This window comes from Sorangium sp. So ce362, assembly GCF_051519845.1.
Classification (GTDB): Bacteria; Myxococcota_A; Polyangia; order Polyangiales; family Polyangiaceae; genus Sorangium.
The window spans coordinates 2,171,320-2,188,889 of record NZ_CP150332.1 but is presented as its reverse complement, the minus strand read 5'-3'; the positions used below and the strand labels follow the sequence as shown (position 1 = coordinate 2,188,889).

At 74.4% G+C, this 17,570-nt stretch carries 11 protein-coding genes; all 11 read right to left on the bottom strand.

Features of this window, described 5'->3' with window-relative positions; all coding sequences use genetic code 11:
- Positions 1-223: 223 nt before the first annotated feature.
- The 11 genes from WMF17_RS08655 to WMF17_RS08605 all read right to left on the bottom strand — a co-directional run bounded on the left by WMF17_RS08655 (position 224) and on the right by WMF17_RS08605 (position 17,465).
- Positions 224-1,822 carry a glycoside hydrolase family 57 protein gene (locus WMF17_RS08655; RefSeq protein ID WP_437601488.1) on the bottom strand — a complete coding sequence of 533 codons (1,599 nt, stop codon included), beginning with the start codon at positions 1,820-1,822 and terminating at the stop codon, positions 224-226.
- A gap of 231 nt (positions 1,823-2,053) precedes the next feature.
- Positions 2,054-2,950, bottom strand: a complete 897-nt coding sequence (gene hemC, locus WMF17_RS08650) for a hydroxymethylbilane synthase (protein WP_437601487.1) — start codon at positions 2,948-2,950, stop codon at positions 2,054-2,056.
- A gap of 4 nt (positions 2,951-2,954) precedes the next feature.
- Positions 2,955-4,547, bottom strand: a complete 1,593-nt coding sequence (gene hemA, locus WMF17_RS08645) for a glutamyl-tRNA reductase (protein ID WP_437648898.1) — start codon at positions 4,545-4,547, stop codon at positions 2,955-2,957.
- Positions 4,548-4,552: 5 nt separating this feature from the next.
- Positions 4,553-5,464, bottom strand: a complete 912-nt coding sequence (locus WMF17_RS08640) for a cytochrome C assembly family protein (protein WP_437601485.1) — start codon at positions 5,462-5,464, stop codon at positions 4,553-4,555.
- Between the two features lie 212 nt (positions 5,465-5,676).
- The gene (locus tag WMF17_RS08635) at positions 5,677-6,081 is read right to left on the bottom strand and encodes a hypothetical protein (RefSeq protein WP_437601484.1); all 405 of its coding nucleotides are present in this window, start codon (positions 6,079-6,081) and stop codon (positions 5,677-5,679) included.
- Between the two features lie 82 nt (positions 6,082-6,163).
- On the bottom strand, positions 6,164-6,982 hold the full coding sequence (gene pssA / locus WMF17_RS08630) for a CDP-diacylglycerol--serine O-phosphatidyltransferase (protein WP_437648897.1): 819 nt from the start codon (positions 6,980-6,982) through the stop codon (positions 6,164-6,166).
- A 161-nt stretch (positions 6,983-7,143) separates the two neighbouring features.
- Complete coding sequence (locus WMF17_RS08625) at positions 7,144-10,683, bottom strand: hypothetical protein (protein ID WP_437648896.1); 3,540 nt, start codon at positions 10,681-10,683, stop codon at positions 7,144-7,146.
- Complete coding sequence (locus tag WMF17_RS08620; protein ID WP_437601481.1) at positions 10,680-11,852, bottom strand: hypothetical protein; 1,173 nt, start codon at positions 11,850-11,852, stop codon at positions 10,680-10,682. Before WMF17_RS08620 ends, WMF17_RS08625 begins: the two co-directional genes overlap by 4 nt.
- A gap of 169 nt (positions 11,853-12,021) precedes the next feature.
- Positions 12,022-12,816, bottom strand: coding sequence for a hypothetical protein (locus tag WMF17_RS08615; RefSeq protein WP_437648895.1), 795 nt, complete (start codon positions 12,814-12,816; stop codon positions 12,022-12,024).
- Between the two features lie 192 nt (positions 12,817-13,008).
- Positions 13,009-17,019, bottom strand: a complete 4,011-nt coding sequence (locus WMF17_RS08610; protein ID WP_437648894.1) for a protein kinase domain-containing protein — start codon at positions 17,017-17,019, stop codon at positions 13,009-13,011.
- A 275-nt stretch (positions 17,020-17,294) separates the two neighbouring features.
- Complete coding sequence (locus WMF17_RS08605; RefSeq protein WP_437601478.1) at positions 17,295-17,465, bottom strand: hypothetical protein; 171 nt, start codon at positions 17,463-17,465, stop codon at positions 17,295-17,297.
- Between the last annotated feature and the right edge of the window lie 105 nt (positions 17,466-17,570).

The window sequence follows — 17,570 nt, the reverse complement described above, 5'->3', positions numbered from 1 at the left end:
GGCCGACGCTCGGCAATGAAACGCCCCGGTGAATCGCCGGTCATCATCCAGAAAGACGGCGCCGAGCGCCGAATGGTGCTGCGCAACGGGGCGGGTGGCCAGCCGCCGCGACAAATTTCGTCACAGAATATTTCAGCACAAGTAGATTCGCTGTTTCCGGGAGCTGTTCAGTCCCTCGCCGCCGGAGATGTCCGGAGACGGGGCGACAGGGTGGGAACGCGCCTCATCGCCACGGGTCGAAGGCGTCCTGGAGCGCGGGGCCCGTGAGCTCGGCGAGGAAAGGGTCGAGCCTGCAGAGCGCGTCGAGCCAGGCGACGTCGGCGGGAGCGGCCGTGGGTTGCTGGGCCAGGCTCGCGAGCCGGCGGGCACGGGCCGCGTGGGCGCGGGCGCGCGCCTCCGCATAGGGAACCATCTCGCCGGCGGACATCATGAACGCCCAGTCGCTCGACTGGAGGAGGAGGAGCTCGCGGATCGCCTGGTCCAGCGCGCGGCCGGATAGGCCGCCCGCGCCACGGCAGCGCGAGAGCGCCCCGAGCACCGCGCGCTCGGCGTGATGGGCGTGCCGCCACAGGGGCGCCGCGCTCGGGCCCGTCCAGAACGCGCCGAACCCGCCTTCGCCCCAGGTCGAGGCGGCGGGCGCGACGACCTCGACGGGCGGGTGGCGCTCGAGGTACGCGCCGAGCGCGATTGGGACGGCGCGATCCGAGGCCGCGAGGCGGCGCAGGGCGTGCTCGAGAAACTCGGGCCCTTCGAGCCACCAGTGGCCGAAGAGCTCGGCGTCGTACGGAGCCACGAGGATGGGCGGGGCCGGCGCGCCGCGGCTCGACGCGAGCGCGGCCTCGCGGCGGGCCACGAACTCCGCGGCGTGGGCGCGCGCCTGCGCGGACGCGCGGGCCGGGTCGTAGGGCGCCTTGTCGGGGCCAGGCCCCGTCACGCGATGGAGCTTGAGGCCGGTCATGAGCCGGGTGCCGCCGGGACCGAGCTCCCCATCGAGCTCGCGCTCGGGGAGGTCGAGCCCGACGTCGCGGTAGAACTCGCGGTAGACCGGGTGGCCCGGGTAGCCGGCGTCGCGCGACCAGACCTCGCGCGCGCTGTCGCGATCGCGCCCGAAGCACGCGACGCCGGCCGGCGAGAGCACGGGGACCGAGGCGCCGGCGGACGGAGGCGGCGCGGCGAGCGTGAGGGCGTGGGCGTCGAGCACGGTGAAGCGGACGCCGGCCGCCGCGAGATCGGCGTCGATGCCGGGCGCGTAAGCGCACTCGGGCAGCCAGAAGCCACGCGGCTCGGGCGCGCCGGCGAGGGCCGCGAAGGCGCGGCGGCCAAGCCGGAGCTGCGCCCGGATGGACGCCGGCGTGGGGAGCAGGCCGGGCAGGTAGGCGTGCGTCGCGGCGGTGGTGAGGAGCTCGACGCGGCCCGCCCCGGCGTGGCGCACGAGGGCGCCCGGGAGATCGCCGCCCAGCGCGTCCCAGGCGCTCGCCGCGTCAGCGAGCCGCGCGCGGTAGAGCGCGGCGGCCGCCGCGAAGCCGCTCCCGGCGAAGCGGGCCTCGACCCGGGCGGCGAGCGCGGCGAGGCGGCGGAGGTGATCCTCGAACCGGCGAAGGAGGAGCTCGTCGCGCAGCATCGCGAGGAGCGACGGCGAGACGGAGAGGGTCAGCGGGGCGACGACGCGATCGGCCGCGAGGCGATCGAGGACGCCGAGCAAGGGGAGGTAGCACTCCCAGAGCGCCTCGAAGAACCAGCGCTCCTCCAGCGAGCGGGCGTGCTCGGGGTGGCGCACGTACGGCAGGTGGGCGTGGAGGACGAGGGCGACGTAGCCCGGCATGAGCGCTGGGCGGCGGGAGACCGCCGGCAGGCCCGGTCTCGCACGGGCGCGCCGGCGTGGGAAGCGCGGGGCGAACGCTCGCGCGGACGCGGCGGCGCGCGGAGCGCGGGCCGACGGCTCGCCCGGATGCATCGCCAGCCGAGGCGCCGGCGCCCAGGCTTGACCGTTCATCGCGGTGGGGTGCGAGCCCTCGTGATCGACTGCTGGCTCGGCCGCGTCGCGCTGTGCGCCTCAGCCTTGCTTGAGCTCCACCCCGAGATCCTCTCCGAGGCGCGCGGCTTCGCGGGCGTCTCCGGGCCACGCAAGGCGCCGCTCCGCCCGCCGCAGCCGGGAGCCGTCGGGCTCGGCGAGGAACGCCCGCAGCCAGAGCGCGTCGCCGTCCCGCACGGCGTAGGCGGCCACGGGCGTCCGGCAGCTGCCTTCCACGGCCGCCATCACGGCTCGCTCCGCCGTGACGCAGACGGTGGTCTCGCGATCCGCGAGCGCCGCCAGGACGTCGCGCACGCCGGCGTCCTCCGCGCGGCACTCGATGCCGAGCGCCCCCTGGCCGATCGCCGGCAGCGACACCTCGGGCGACAGGACCTCGGTGGCGCGGCCCTCGATGCCGAGCCGCTTCAGGCCGGCGAGCGCCAGCACCACGGCGTCGAACGATCCGTCGAACACCTTGCGGAGGCGGGTGTCGACGTTGCCGCGGACCGGCTCGATCACGAGATCCGGGCGCGCCTCGCGCAGCGCGACCGCCCGGCGGAGGCTCGAGGTGCCGACCCGGGCGCCCGCCGGCAGCTCCGCGAGCGGCGCGCCGCTCCGGGTGACGAGCACGTCGCGAGGATCCTCCCGCGCGGGGATGCAGGCGAGGCAGAGCGCCGGGGCGATCTCGGCGGGGACGTCCTTGATCGAGTGGACCGCGAAATCGGCGCGCCGGTCGAGCAGCGCCTCCTCGAGCTCCTTGATGAACAACCCCTTGCCGCCGATGTCCTGGAGCGAGCGATCCTGCGTCTTGTCGCCCGAGGTCACCACCTCGAGCTCGCGGAGGGTGAGATCGGGCACCGCCGCCTCGAGGGAACGAGCGAAGGCGCGGGACTGGGCGAGGGCGAGCGCCGAGCGGCGCGTGGCGAGGGTGAGCTCCATGGGGTCACGCTCCCTTTAACCCAGCTGCGCGCACGGCCGCGGCTGGATTCGCCACGGCCATGACGCCGGCCTCGGCGGCCTGGGGGCGCGCGCCGGGCTGCCGGGCGTAGAGGCCGTTGTCCTCCGCGGCCAGAGGGCACGGCTCGGCCTGCCGGGGCGATGCGCCGTTGCGAGCGCCGGAGACGGGCGGCGCTGCGCCGCGGGCAGACCGCGGCGTGTGAGGGCTGTCCGCGGCGCCGCGGAGCTCCCCCTCGGCGAGCGCCGCGGCGCCGCAGTCGGCCGGCGCGCCGTCGATGTCGAACAGCTCGCGGAGCGAGTCGACGTGCTCCGCGACGCGGGGATCGCTGGCCATCGCGCGGAGGCGGGTGGTGGGCACGTGGAGCAGCTTGTTCGTGGCGGCGTCGACCATCAGCGCGAGGGCATGACGCTCGGCCGGGCCGAGGTGACGGAGCTTGCCGGCGAGGCTGCGCTCGACCTCGGCCACGAGGATGGAGCGGGTGCGGGCCCGCAAGCCCACGATCGTGGGCGTCAGGGCGCGCTCGAGCGTCCACGCCTCGAAGGCGTGCGCCTCGTCCGCGACGATCGCCTCGGCCCGCGCCGCCTCGGCGGCGCGCCCCTCGACGGACTGCGCCACGATCTGCGAGAGGTCGTCGACGTCGTAGAGATAGACGTTGTCGAGCTTGTTGACGGCAGGGTCGATGTCGCGCGGGACCGCGATGTCGATGAGGAACAGGCTCCTGCCCCTCCTGGCCTTGCGGGCCCGGCGGACGAGGTCGAGCGAGACCACGTAGCTCGGGCTCGAGGTCGACGAGATCACGATGTCGGCGTCGACGACGGCGCGCTCGAGCTCGGCCCAGGGGCGGGGCTCGCCGCCGACCTCGCGCGCGAGCGCGGCCGCGCGATCCAGGCTCCGGTTGACCACGACGAGGCGGGCGCCGGCGCGGACGAGGAGCTTCGAGGCGGCCTCGGCCATCTCGCCGGCGCCGATGAGCAGCGCCGTGCGGCCGGCGAGCTCCGCGAAGATCTGGCGGGCGAGGTCGATCGCGACGCTGGAGACCGAGACCTGGCCCGCGCCGATCGCCGTCTCGGTGCGCACGCGCTTGCCGACCTTGATCGCCCGGTGGGCCGCGCGGCCGAGCTTGACGCCGAGGGTCCTCGCCCCGCGGGCGATCTCGATGGCCTCCTTCATCTGCCCGAGGATCTGCGGCTCGCCGACGACCATCGAGTCGAGCGAGGCGGCGACGCGGAAGAGGTGGAGGACGGCGTCGCTGCCGACGCGGCCGGCGAGGTGGCCGCGGACGCCATCGCCGCCGAGGCCGACGAGCACCGCCACGGCGGCGCGGAGCGCCTCGTTCTGGAGCGGGAGCTCGTCGCCGGGCGGCGGCGAGGCGCTGCCGGGGCGGGGCAGCGCGGGCGCTCGCTGCCGCGGTGAGGCGTAGACCTCGACGCGGTTGCAGGTGGAGAGCACGAGCGCCTCCCCGATGGCGGGGTGCGCGGTGAGGCGCGCGAGCACCTCGGGGAGCTGGTCCCGCCCGATCGCGAGCCGCTCGCGCACCTCGATGGGCGCGCTCTTGTGGGAGAGCCCGACGAAGATCACCGGCGCTAGCCTCCGAGCCCCGCGGCGGGGCGGACGAGATAGATGATGAGCACCGCCGCGGCGCAGGCGAGCCCCGCGATGGTGCCGTACGCCGCGCGGCGGCCGCGCCAGCCCGCGGCGGCGCGCAGGAGCAGCACGAGCGCGATGAGGAGCCACGTGGCGTAGCCGAAGATGGCGCGCATCACCTCGTCGGTGTTGCCCAGCTCGAGCTGGTGCGCCCAGTACGTCCCCGTGACGATGCCGAGCGTCAGCAAGGGGAAACCGGCGCTCAGGAAGCGGTGGACGGCGCGATCGAGGGTGTCGAGCGGCGGGAGGCTGCCCATGCGCTCGACGTGCCGCTTCCGCTTGAGCCGCTTCTCCTGGACGAGATAGAGCGCGGCGGAGGCGCCGGCGAGGAGGAAGAGGGCGATCCCGAGCAGGTTCGCCATGACGTGGGCCGCGATGAACAGCGGGCTGAGCTTCGGCTCGGGGTGCGGCTTGCCGAGGAAGAAGGTGCCGAGCAGGAAGGCGAGCCCGAGCGGCCCGATGAGGAGGCCGAGCGCGTCGATGCGGAAGCGACGGCGGGCGATGAGATAAACGGCGATCGCGAGGAGCGACGCGACCGAAAGCATGAAGTGAACCGATTGGACCGGGCAGACGCGCGCGACGAAGCTGGCGATCGTGACGTAGGTCGCGTGTCCGAGGGCGCCGAGGCCGAGCAGCAGGGGCGCATGCCGCGAGGTGGGCGCGGCGACAGCAGAGCTCGGCCGCGCGGTGGCGTCGTGGACGTGCCCCGCCGCGCCAAGGAAGCCCGAGAGGTCGCCCGCGGAGGGGAGCCGCGTGCGGCTCCGGGCGACGTCGAAGAAGAACAGGGCGCTGGCGGCACCGTAGAACAGCAGCGCGAGCGCAAAGCTGATCCCGGAGATGACCTCGGGCATGGCCCCCGTTATAGCGTGCCTCACCGGGGATGGCCCGCCGGCCTCGAAGGCGGAGGCGTACTCTCGTCGGAGCCGACCCGATGCGCGGCAGAGCCGGTTCATGCACGGACGGGAGCCCCCGACCGCCGGCGCGCCGCTGCGTCCGGTGCGCCCCGTTCAGGGACATCGATGCGCCGCCGACCGAGGCGCCGATGCGACGTGATGCGGTGTCGCTACATCTCGCTCGTCAGGAACGCGGCGAGGAGCTCTTCGTCGCTCGTCAGGCTGCTGTTCGTCGCGATCGACGCCGTCGCGGCCTTGCGGTGCTCGGCGAACGTGCCCACCGGCGCGCCGACGAACCCCGGGATCACGTCGTAGGCGTTGTCGCCGATGATCATGGACCCCTCGAGGATCTCCGCGCCGAGCTCCCGCAGGAACGCGCGCGTCTTGACCCTGCCGAGGACCTCGTGGATGTCCGCCGAGCCCGTCACCTCGCGGAGGACGCGGATCGCCTCGATGATCTTGTAGCGGCGGCCCTCGGTCTTGATCAGAAGCTCGTCGTTGTTCAGATCGACGCGGTCGCTCGCGATCCAGTCGTCGAGCGCGGCCTGCGGAAAGAACACGCGGTTCTTCATCATCGCGCGCAGTCTACCCAAAAACAGGCCCGAGCGGTTGGACCGCGACGCTGGCGGCAAGGGATGGCCCCGGGCCAGGCACGCGTCAGGCCGGAGGGGGCACCCTGGGCGGAGGCACCGAGTCCCGCGGCAGGCCGCGGAGGCGCGCCGGCAGGTGCCAGAGCGACTCGAAGATCCCGAGCAGCACGTAGAAGCCGAGCAGCCACACGAGCACGAACGCAGGCTGCAGCTGCGTCGAGATCACCGCGCTCGACCCGACCGCGAACGCGACGAAGAGCACCGTCCGGACGTTGAGCCGGAGATCCTTGAACGAGCGGAACCGGATCGTCGAGACCATCAGCAGCGACAGGATCGTCGTTGTCACGAGGATCGCCGAGGCGTAGCGCTCGCCGCCGATCTCGCCGGCGGCCGCGTGGTTCGCCACCACGATCGAGACCAGGATCCCCGCCGCGCCCGGGATCGGCAGGCCGACGATGTACTTCGAGGGCTTCGCGGGCTTGCCCGCCTCGCCCATGGAAAGGACGTTGAAGCGCGCCAGCCGGACCGCGCCGCACGCCGTGAAGATGAACGACACGAGCAGCCCCGCGAGATCGAAGCGGTGCAGCGTCCACTGGTACACGAGCATCGACGGCGCCACGCCGAACGAAACGATATCGGCCAGCGAGTCGATCTGCAGGCCGAAGGCGCTCTGGGTCTTCGTCATCCGCGCGACACGCCCGTCGAGGGTGTCGAAGAACATCGCGAAGACGATCAGCAGGGCGGCGCGGTAGAAGTCATCCTCCGACTGCGCGGTCGCCGAGCGCCGGATCGAGTCGAAGCCGCAGAATATCGATGAGAGCGTGATCAGGTTCGGAAGCAGGAACAGCGTCTTCCTGAGCTCGAACCGCCGTCGCTTCCGGAGCATGCCGCCTCCCTTTCAGGCAGGCCAGGCTATCGCCGCAGAGACCGCCAACGCAAGCGCCGAAGCGCAGACGCGAGCCGCTATAAGGTTACCGCAAGCCAGGATCCGGGATCGTTTCATCGCACCATCGGCTTCGTTTCATTCATCCTTTTTTGGGCGAGCGCTCAGCGCTCGGGGCGCGCCGTGGCCGGCTCGCTCCATACCGCCTCCGGGACCTTCGCGCCTGGATCGAAGCGGCAGGCCATCGGGCGGAGCTCGACGGCCGTACCGCTCGCGCCCGACGAGTTCGCCGCGGCCCGGAACAGCCACGACTGCGCGAGATCGCCGGGGAGGATCGCGGACAGGGGAGCCCGCCCGATCGCCCGCGCGTCCCAGCCGGCGACGCACGGCGCGGCCGGCGCGCCGTGGAGCACCGTGGAGGCGGTCAGGAGCACCATCACCTCGGGCGCGCCGGAGGGGCCAGCGGCGTCGGTGACGACGACGGGGTGGCGCGTGCCCGGGAACAGGGCCTCGCTGCCGAGGAAAAGCGGCGCCTCGTGGCGCGCGGTCGCCGCGCGATCGGCGGCGGAGCACGGGCGCGGCACGTCGCCGAGATCGAACGGCGTCGGCAACGGCTGCGCAGGGCCGAGCGTTCCGTCTCCGCGGAAGGGCTGGAAGACGGCCCAGGCGATCGCATGCCCTGGATCGGCGACCAGCGTCGTGACGCCGATCGACTTGCCAGCATAGGTCCAGTCGGTGTGCACGACCCGATCGCGGCCCGCGGGAGGCGCGACGGTCACGGCGTCGATCGCCCACGCGGCGCCTGGACCCGGTGAGATGGACGCGCCGGCAGAGGGCGCCGGGGCCGGGCGGTGAGCGAGCAGCATCCCCGTCACCGGGCCGCTCGACGCCTGCCGGACCATCCCCACGCCGACGGGCCGGCCGTCCGCGAAGACGGCGTCGGCACGCACGTCGAGGCTGCCGTGGAGGCCCGACGCGGGCCAGGACGGGAAGTCGAAGCGCTGGAGCTTGCCGGACCGCTCGTAGAAGAACGTGAGCGCCGAGTGCGCGCTGCCGGAGTGCGGGCGGACGAAGAGCCCGCCCAGCGAGACCGACAGGAGCGCGGGATCGAAGAAATCCTCGGGAGGCGGCGCGGGCGCGCGGCGCGGGGCCGCGCCTCGAGGGCCGGGCTGAGGGCGTGCGCCCGTCTGCGGCTGGCGCGCGGCGTCCGGAGCGACCTTCACGTCGCCGAGCTCGAACGGGCCGGCGTCGGGGATCACGCCGCGACCCGAGGTGCCGTCCATCCAGTTCTCCCAGGCGACCTCGACGTTGCGCATCGGCGCGCCGGGCTTCGCCGCGCCGCCGGGGATCCGCACGCGCGCCGCGGCGTAGCCCTCCATCTGCAGGGTGAGGTTGGTCGCCACCCGCGCTCGCCCGGCCCCCGCCGGCACCGCGGGGAACAGCGGTCGCGTGATGACGCGCGCCTCGCCGGCGCCGGACTCGGGGAGCACCGCGGAGACGACGTCGATGGCGCCGCTCGGGGCGCGCGTGAGCAACGACCAGACCGACCGGCCGCGCAGGAGCTCGTCGCCGTCGGGCAGGCCGAGGCCGCTCGAGTCGACGTGGTCGATGCGCGTCCACTTCGAGGACGGCAGCGTCTCGCAGACGATGGGCGCGCGCACGGCAGGCTGGGCAGCCTGGGCGCGCGGCGCAGGCTCAGGCGCGCGCGGCGGCGCGCCCTCGGCCTGGCCGCCCCAGCCGACGCGGGTCGCGACGTCGCCGAAGAGGCAGCCGCTCGCGCCGCAGGCGATCGGGGCCTGGGAGAGCTCGCGCGAGAGCGCAGGAATCTCCGGGAGCTCCGCCCAGGTCATGCCGCCGTCGAGCGACTCCCAGAGCGCCGCGACGTCCTCGCCGCCAGCGCGCGACGACCGCGCCGCCAGCGCGACCACGCGCCGCCCGAAGCCGGCGAGCGCCGCGGCCTCCGTCGGCGTGGCCGCCACCGTGAGCACCCGGCCGTCGTCGTCGGCGGTCAGGTACGTGAGCGAGCCGCGCTCCGAGAGCAGCAAGCCGACGGTACCGTCGTCCGCGGGGCGCAGCGCGCTCTCCTCGACGATCTCGAGCCCCTCGGGCGACGGGCGGTCGCCCGGCCCGCCCTCGGCGTCCTCCTCCTCGTCCTCGGCGCCGTCTCCCCGGGGCGCCGGCGACGCCGCGGCGGTCGTGTCGAGCGAGCGCGGCGCGAAGGTCTCGCCGCCGTCGTGCGAGACGAACAGCGCGAGGCGATCGTCCTTGCCGCGGTAACCGAGGAAGTAGGCGGAGCGCCCGTCCGCCGAGAACGCGGGCAGCACGGCGGGGGTGCCGAGCGTGGGGGCCGCCGCGAGGGCCACCGCGTCGCGCTCGTCGCCGGCGCCCTCGCGGGTCAGGAGCAGCGGCGCGGTCGGCTTGCAGCTGTCCGCGCCGTCGCTCGGCTTGCAGACGCCGGTCAGGAGCGCCGCGCCCTCGGGCGCCACCGCGACGCCGACCAGGTCGATGTCGGGCGTCTCCAGCGTGGCGGCCGGCGACCACGCGCCGCCGCCGTCCTCGCTGCGGAGCACCCGCGCCACGATGCGGTCGCCGTCCGGCTCGGAGCACACCGCGACGATGCGCCGGCCGCTCGCGCCGAGCTTGATGCTCCCGCACTCGCCCGTGCCCGGCAGGGGCGCTTCCTTGAGCGGGCCGTCGATGGGGCCGCTCGCGAGGAGCCACGGCGCGCCGGCGTCGTCCGGGCGCACCGCCTCGACGTAGCGGTCGCCGGTGATCGCCGCCCGCCCGAACCCCACCGACGAGGCGGACGGGGCGCGCGGGGCCGCGATGGCGAGCTCGACGTCGGCGCGCGGGAGCGTCGCCGCGCTGCGCGAGAACGCCGGCGCCCGCCGCGGGTCCCAGGTCGCCGACGCGAGGAGCCCCTCGGCGAGGAGCTCGCCGCCGAGGACGCCGACCCGCGAGAGGCCCATCGTCGGGAGCGGCGCGCGCGCCCAGGTGGCCCCGCCGTCCTCGCTCGCGAAGAGCGCCTCGGGCAGCGCGAGCGCGAGCGCGCGGCCGCCGTCGGCCATGGCGACGCCGAAGGCGCGCGGCAGAGCCCCGGTCTGCGCCGCGGCGCCGTCGAGCAGGACCGGCTTCCACCCGAGCTCCTCGCGCCACCGGAGCACGCCGCCGCCCCGGGTCACCCCGATCAGCGAGCCGCCGGCGCCCGCGAGCTGCGCGAGCGGCTCCGGCGGCGACAGCGCACGCGTGAACTGGCCGAGCGGCGAGGAGGCCTCGTAGATCGCCCCGCTCGCGCCGACGAACACCCAGGAGGCCGGCGAGCGCCGCACGATGGCGGTGAGCTCCTCGGGCGCGGGCGAGGCGCTGGTCCTGCCCTGCCCCGCGCAGCGGCCGGGCTGCGCGCCGGCGCCCGGCGGCGGCGCGGACGCGCGGGGATCGGGCGTCACCGTCCAGCGCTGGCCGCCCTGGGCCACGACGACGCAGCCGGAGCCGGCGAACGGCGCCCACGCGACCGCGGCCTCGGGCGGCGCCGGGTGATAGCTCCAGCGCGCCGGCGAGGCGTAGGCCGCGCCCGCGATGTCCGCCGAGGGGGGGGCGGCCGCGGCGGGGCGGGCCGGCTGCGCGGGGGCGCTGGAGCAGCCCGCGAGCGCGCACGCCGACGCCAGGGCGATCGGCGCGCGGGTCCGCGACGGCGGCGCGGTCATTCGACCCAGCGGGCCGCGAACAGGTTGGTCTCGCCGGGCTTCGCGCCGTACCGGTTCGAGGCGAAGACGACGTGCTCGCCGGTCGGCGAGAACATCGGGAAGCTGTCGAAGCCGTCGTAGAACGTCACGCGCTCGACGGGCGGCACGCCGTCCGGCCCCGGGGGCGCCTCGGAGTCGACAAGGTAGAGGTCGAAGTTCGGGATGCCCCGGGCGCCCAGCGGGGTGCTGAAATCCGAGGCGAAGAGGAGCCGCCGCGAGTCCGGCAGGAAGTAGGGCGCGAAGTTGGCGCGGCCGTTCCTCGTCACCGCGCGCGGGTTCTGCCCGTCGGCGCTCGCGACGAAGATCTCGAGCGCGCTGGGGCGCACGAGCCCCTTGGCGAGCAGCGCGCGGTAGTCGTCGAGCGCCGCGCCGGTCGGGCGGCTCGCCCGCCAGAGCAGCTTTGTCGAATCGGGCGAGAAGAAGGCGCCGCCGTCGTAGCCAGGCGTGCTCGTGATGCGCTGGACATCGGAGCCGTCGAGCTTCGCGGTGTAGAGCTCGATGTCCCCGTCGCGCGTGCTCGTGAACACGAGGCGCGAGCCGTCGAACGCGACGGTCGCCTCGGCGTCATAGCCCTTGCCCTGGATGAGGGGGCGGAGATCCGAGCCGTCGGCGTTCGCGGTGTAGATGTCGAACTCGTCGAGCGGCCACACGTACCCCTGCGAGTGGTCGGGCTTCGGCGGGCACGCCTCGCCGGCGGCGTGCGTCGAGGCGAAGAGGACGCGCGGCTGCGCCGGGGCCGGGGGCGCCGGGAAGAGGAAATAGCCGCAGGTCGTCTTGCCCTGGCCGTTCGAGACCCGGCGGATCTCGCCGCTCTCCAGGTCGATGATATACTGCTGATCGCACTTGTTGCCGTCGCGGGTCGACTGGAAAATGAGCTTCCTGCCGTCGGGCGACCAGTAGGCCTCGGCGTTCTCACCGCCGAAGGTGAGCTGCCGGAGGTCGGCGAGGTGCTTCTCGCGCGGGTCGGCGGCGACGCTCTTGCCGGCGCGGATGCGGAACGGGAGCCACTCGGGCTTCGCCGTGGTCGTCGCCTCGGGGATCTGGCCGAGGGGCTCCTTGGGCCGGGGTTCCGGGGAGGCGCAGGCGGCGAGGAGCAGACAGGCGAGCAGGGCGGGCGGCCTTCGGTTCATGACGGCGCGACTCTAGTACGAAAGCGGGGAGCCGTCGCGGGAGAGACGCCCGCCGCAAAGAGGCCGGGCCGAGGCCGGAGAGAGACGACGATGCCCGTGGATCACGGCGTGAATGCCGCGCTGGCCAGGCCTCGTCCTCGTTCAGGCGGTCAGGGACCGGCGCGCGCAGCTACTGCCGGTAGATCGTCACCGTCGTCGGCATCTTGTGGCCCCCGCCGGCGCAGTTCCGAAAGCTGCCGTCCGACGCCGGCGAGCCGCAATGCGCGTCGCACCCGCCGAGGACGTCGACGACGCAGCCCTGCGTGTCCACGCCCGTCCCGCCGCACACGCGGCGGATGAGCGTCGCCCCGGGCGACCTGCACGCGAACCGGAGCTGCTCCGGCGCGAAGAGATCGCCGAAGTAGGCCCCCTCCCGGTGAGGGAAGGACTCCCGCTCGGCGGGATCCGCGTCAAGGGCCTTGTTCTGGCCACGCATCGAGATGGGGAGGCTCTCCCCGAGGTGGTTGACCCTGGCCAGCATGCAGGCCGACACCCAGCCCTGACATCGTGCGTTGCAGTGCCCGTCCGCCCTGCCCCACTCGGGCGAAAGGCCGACGTCCCCGTCGAACACGTGAGTCTCGCCGTCCAGCGAGACCTCCACGGACTGCCCCGCAGGGAGCGCGCAGCCCGCCACATAGGTCAGGAACTCGCGGGCCAGGGGATCCCGGAGCGCGCTCATGACATCCGTGCTGCGCGCGATCGCGGCGCTCGTCAGCGGGTTGCCCGTGAGCGCCCCCGTAGCGAGCCTGTCCGTCGTGAGCGCGCTCGCCGTGAGCGCGTTATTCGTGAACGCGTTCCGCGTGAACACCGCTTGCGCCGCCGTCTCGCTGTCCTCCTCGACAGGATCGGCTTCATGGATACAGGCCGGCAAGCAGGCACTCACCAGGCCCAGGAACGAGATCGCGAGTACGATACGATTTCGCATAGCCCCCTCAACATCAATGAAACACGAATCAGGAATTTCCTCAACGCGTTTTCAGGAGAAAACTTAAAATTCTGCGCCTGCGGTGAGCTCGCGAAAACAGCGAGAGAGCGGTCGATCTGGCGTGCTCGTGGGCGACGCGCGGACTCCGGGAGAGCCGATGGCAGGGAGTCCTACGTACGGCGGATCGCAACGTCACGAAGCATCGCTGTCGCCGAGCCACCGCGCCGCGAGCGCGAGCGTCTCGTCGTTGTCGAGCGACGAGAGGAACTGAGCCCGGTAGCGAGGATTCGAGATCTGCCCCGCGCGGGAGAGCACGCTGTGGCGCGCCCGCGCGATCGCGGCGCTCGCTTCATCGTGCCTGCCGCTCGCGAAGAGGGCCTCGGCCCGGACGAGCCGGATCAGCGACTCTCCCTCCTCGACCGCGCCGAGCGACTCCAGGAGGGAGAGCGCCTCGCCGGACAGCGCGAGCGCCTCGTCGGCGCGGCCCCTCCGGAGCAGCACGCGCGCGGAGAGGGCCCACGCCGCGGCGCGCAGCGGCGGCGCGCTCTGCAGGAGCTCCGCGGCCGCGCGAGCCTCGGCCTCCGCGGCGGCGAGGTCGCCGCCGAGCAGCGCCGCCTTCGCCAGGTAGGCGCGGGCGACCCCCTCGGCCCGCGGATCGCCCAGCCGCTGGAACGTCGCGATCGCCTCCGCCTCGACCCGCCGCGCCTCGTCGAGATCGCCGCGGGCGATCATCACGTTGCCGAGGTTGCTGCGGGCGAACGCGGCCAGATCCGTGAGCTCCATCTGCTCCGCGGCGCGCAGCGCGGCGCGCAGCGCGACCTCGGCCCCCTCGTAATCGCCGAGCTCCATGGTGATGGCGCCCAGGTTCACCCGCAGCGAGCAGGCGTTGCGCCGGTCGCCGCTCCGCTCGAACACCGCGAGCGCCGCCTCGATGCCCTCCAGGCACGCCCCGGGGTCGCCGGAGGTCATCGCGCGGATGGCGCGCGCCTCGTAGAGCCTGGCGAGCACCTCGACGTCGAGCGCTCGGCCCTCCCCCTCGCTGCGCTCGAGCGCGGCGATGATCCCGTCCGCGGCGGCGTAGCGGCCGCCGAAGACGAGCCAGAGGGCCCCCTCGACGAGCGAGATGTCCCGCCGGGTCAGCGCGCCCTCGCGGGGCGACGCGCCCCGCGCCGTCGCCACCCAGGACTCGACGCGATCGAGGGCCCCCTGCTTGCCGGCGGACATCACCACGTCGGTCACGGCGGAGTACCAGGACGGCGAGCCCGGCTCGAACAGCGTGATCGCCTCGAGCGCGCGCTGCTCGGCCAGGGCGAAATCGCCGCGCCACACGCGGGCCTCCGACTCGACAAGGAGCAGCCCGCCCGCCTCCGCCCCGGCGGCGCCGCACGCGCGGCCGCGCTCGGCGTGGCGGATCGCGGCGAGGAGGTCGTTGCCGCGCAGGGCCTGCTCCGCCGCGCGCCGGTACCACGCCGCCGCTCGCCCCGGCTCGGCGCCGCGCTCGAAGTGCTCCGCGAGCTCCGCCGCGTCGCCCTTCCCCTCCCCTTCCAGCCACTCGCCCGCCAGCCGGTGGCCGAGCTGCCGGTCGTAGTCGGTCAGCGCCCCGTACGCCGCCTCGCGCACGAGGCCGTGCCGGAAGCTGTGCTCGGGCTCGGTCGTGCCCGCCTCGCCGACATCGAGCGCTGCGGCCTCGCCCGCCGGCGACGCGCCGCGCTCGGGCCCGTCACCGAGCACCGCGCGCGGCGGGGAGGAAGAGCCGGCGGAGAAGAGGCCCTCGCCGCGCGCGCCGCCCCGACCCGGCTGCCGCCTCGGGACGATCACCTCGCGCTCGACGAGCTCGGCGAGCCGGTCCGCCACCTCGGCGTCGGCGCCGCCGAGCAGCGCGGCCACGCCGGCGGGCCGGAAGCTCTGGCCGAAGACGCTCGCCGCCCTGAGCACACGCCGCGCCTCGGGGTCGAGCGCCTCGAGCCGCGCCTGCACCATCGCCAGTACCGTCTCCGGCAGCGCGGCGCCTCGCCCCTCGGCCGCGGCGCGGATCTGCTCTTCCAGGAAGAAGGCGTTGCCGTCGGCGCGCTCGACCAGCGTGGCGACGACCTCGTCGGTGACCGCGTTGCCGAGCGCCTGGCGCGCGAGCCGCTCGCTGGCGCGGCGCGAGAGCCCCGTGAGCTCGATCTCCTGCACGCCGCGGCCGGCCCACAGCTTCGGGAACATCTCGCGCACCTCGGGCCGGCCGAGCGCCAGCACCATGAACGGCGCGTCGCGCAGGTTGCGGAGGGCGCTGTTGATCATGGTCACCGTGGGCAGGTCGCCCCAGTGCAGGTCCTCGAGCACGAGCAGCACCGGCTGCGCCGCGCACTCGGCGCGCAGGAACTCCTCCCAGGCGAGGTGCAGCTGATCGCCCATGAGCACGGAGCTGCGGCGCGCCACCCGGAGCGCCTCGCTCTCCTCGTCCGGGAAGGGCGCGCCCACGAGCTCGCCGAGGAACGGCGCGAGGCGGGCGCCGTGCGCGCCGTGGCCACCGACGCGCTCGCGGATCTTGCGCTGCACCGCCGCGGCCGGCGCGCCGTCGGCGACGCCGAGCGCGCGCCGGAGCACCTGCGCCAGGAGGCCGAAGGCGGCGCCGGCGCTCATCGGATCGCCGCGCGCGATCCACACCTCCATCGGCTCGCCCCGCGACCGGAGGCGCCGGAGCAGCTCGGTGCGCAGGCGCGATTTGCCCAGGCCGGCGGGGGCCGTGACCAGCACCGCGGACGGGGTCTGCTCCTCGATGCACTGGACGAAGGTCGCCTCCAGGAGGGACAGCTCGCGGTCGCGGCCCACGCACGGGGTCGGCTTGCCGAGCAGGCGCGGCACGACCTCGAGGTCGTCGCGCTCGCCGCGCAGGAGGTGGCCGGCGTGATCCGATCCGAGATCGAACCGCGCGCCGAGCAGGGCGGCCGTGACCTCGTCGATGCGGACGACGCCGGGCCGCGCCGCGTCGCCGGCGAGGAGCGCGGCGGCCTGATCGATGAGGTTGCCGATGGGGGAGCGGGCGGTGAGCTCGGTGCGCCCCGAGACCAGCGCGACCGGCGCGCCGCCGAGCAGCACCTGCATCGCGAGCGCGCACCGCGCCCCCCGGGCGGCGAGATCGGTCGGCGCGACGGCGCCGGACAGCACGACGACGGGGGAGCGCGACTCGATGATCTCGAGGCGGCCCTGGTGGCGCTCGGCCAGGGCGCTGAGCGCGCGCACCCGGAGCGCGTCCTCGCCCTCGGACCGGGTCGCGTCGCTGTCGAGCGCGCCGTCGCGGGCGAGGAGGAGGCAGATCATCCGTCGCTCGCCGGTCGTGAGCTCGGGGGCGGGGCCGCCGATCGGCGAGGGGAGGCCGCGCCGCGAGCCGGGCGCGACATCGCCGACCGACGCGAGCTCGGCGGCCACGGCCGCGCCGTCGCGCGGGCGGTCGCGCGGGGCCTTGGCGAGCATGCGGGTGACGAGGTCGTCGAGCGCGGCGGGCACCTCGCCGCGGAGCTCCCGGAGCCGCGGCGGATCCTCGAGGAGGACCTTCACGAGCACGGAGAGGCCGTCGTTGCCGACGAACGGGGGCCGGCCGGTGAGACAGCGGTAGAGGACGCAGCCGAGGGCAAAGACGTCGGCGCGGGCGTCGATGGTGGGTTCGCCGCGCGCCTGCTCGGGGGCCATGTAGCCGGGGGTGCCGAGCATCACGCCCGGCATGGTGAGCTCCTGGCCCGCCTCCGCGACGCGCGCGACGCCGAAGTCGAGCAGGGTCACCTCGTCGACGGAGCCGCCGACGAGCAGGAGGTTGCTCGGCTTGAGGTCGCGGTGGACGATGCCGAGCCGGTGGAGGGCGCCGAGCGTGGCGGCGACGCGCGCCCCGAGCGCGAGGCTCTCGGTCACGGTGAGCGGCTCGCGGAGGAAGCGCTCGGCGAGCGTCTCACCGGCGAGCCACTGCATGGCAAGGAAGAGGTCGCCGCCCTCGGTCGTGCCGTGGGCGACGTACCCGACGATCCCGGGGTGACGGAGCGTGGCGAGCGCCTGGGCTTCCCGGACGAAGCGGTGCATCTCCTGAGGGCCCTTGCGCTGGAGGATCTTCACGGCGACCGGCGAGCCGGTGAGCCGGTCGCGGGCGCGGAAGACCTGCGCCATGCCGCCGGTGGTCGCGTGGCCCTCGATCTCGAAGCGGTTGCCGACGACGTCACCTGCGCGCATCAGCGGTACCCCCGCGGCGGCTCCGGAGCCGCAGCGCTCGCCAGTGCGGTGCGTCGGAACCCATCGCAGTGGCCGAGGATAGCCAGAACCGTACCGCTTCCAGGCAGCAATTTATCTTGTAAGCAAGGCAACCGTTGCGAGGTGCCGGGGAAGGTTTGTCGCGGGCCGATGGAAAGGTGTACAGGACATTGTGCTCCGTACCACAACGCGTGTCCGGAGCGGTCATTCCCGCGAGCGTCCGTCCTCGGCTCCCGAGAGGGCCTCATCGACCGGCCTCACCCTGGCGCGCTTTCCGTCGAAGGCTGCCCCAGCGCGTGCGCGGGCGCGGCGCCGGCAGGGCCCAGGATGAAGCCGTGATGGGGCTTGTCCGGCTCCCGGCCGGCGGGGTCCTGACAGGACATCACCGTGACGACGAGAAAGAGGTTGTCCTCGAGGGCGGCAGACAAGAAATTCCCGAATCAACGCGTCACGTCATTGAAGACGTCGTTCAGATGCCGGACTGGATGGGCGTGTCGTACTCGTCCGCTCCGCGCACGGGGCTGTCTCCGCCC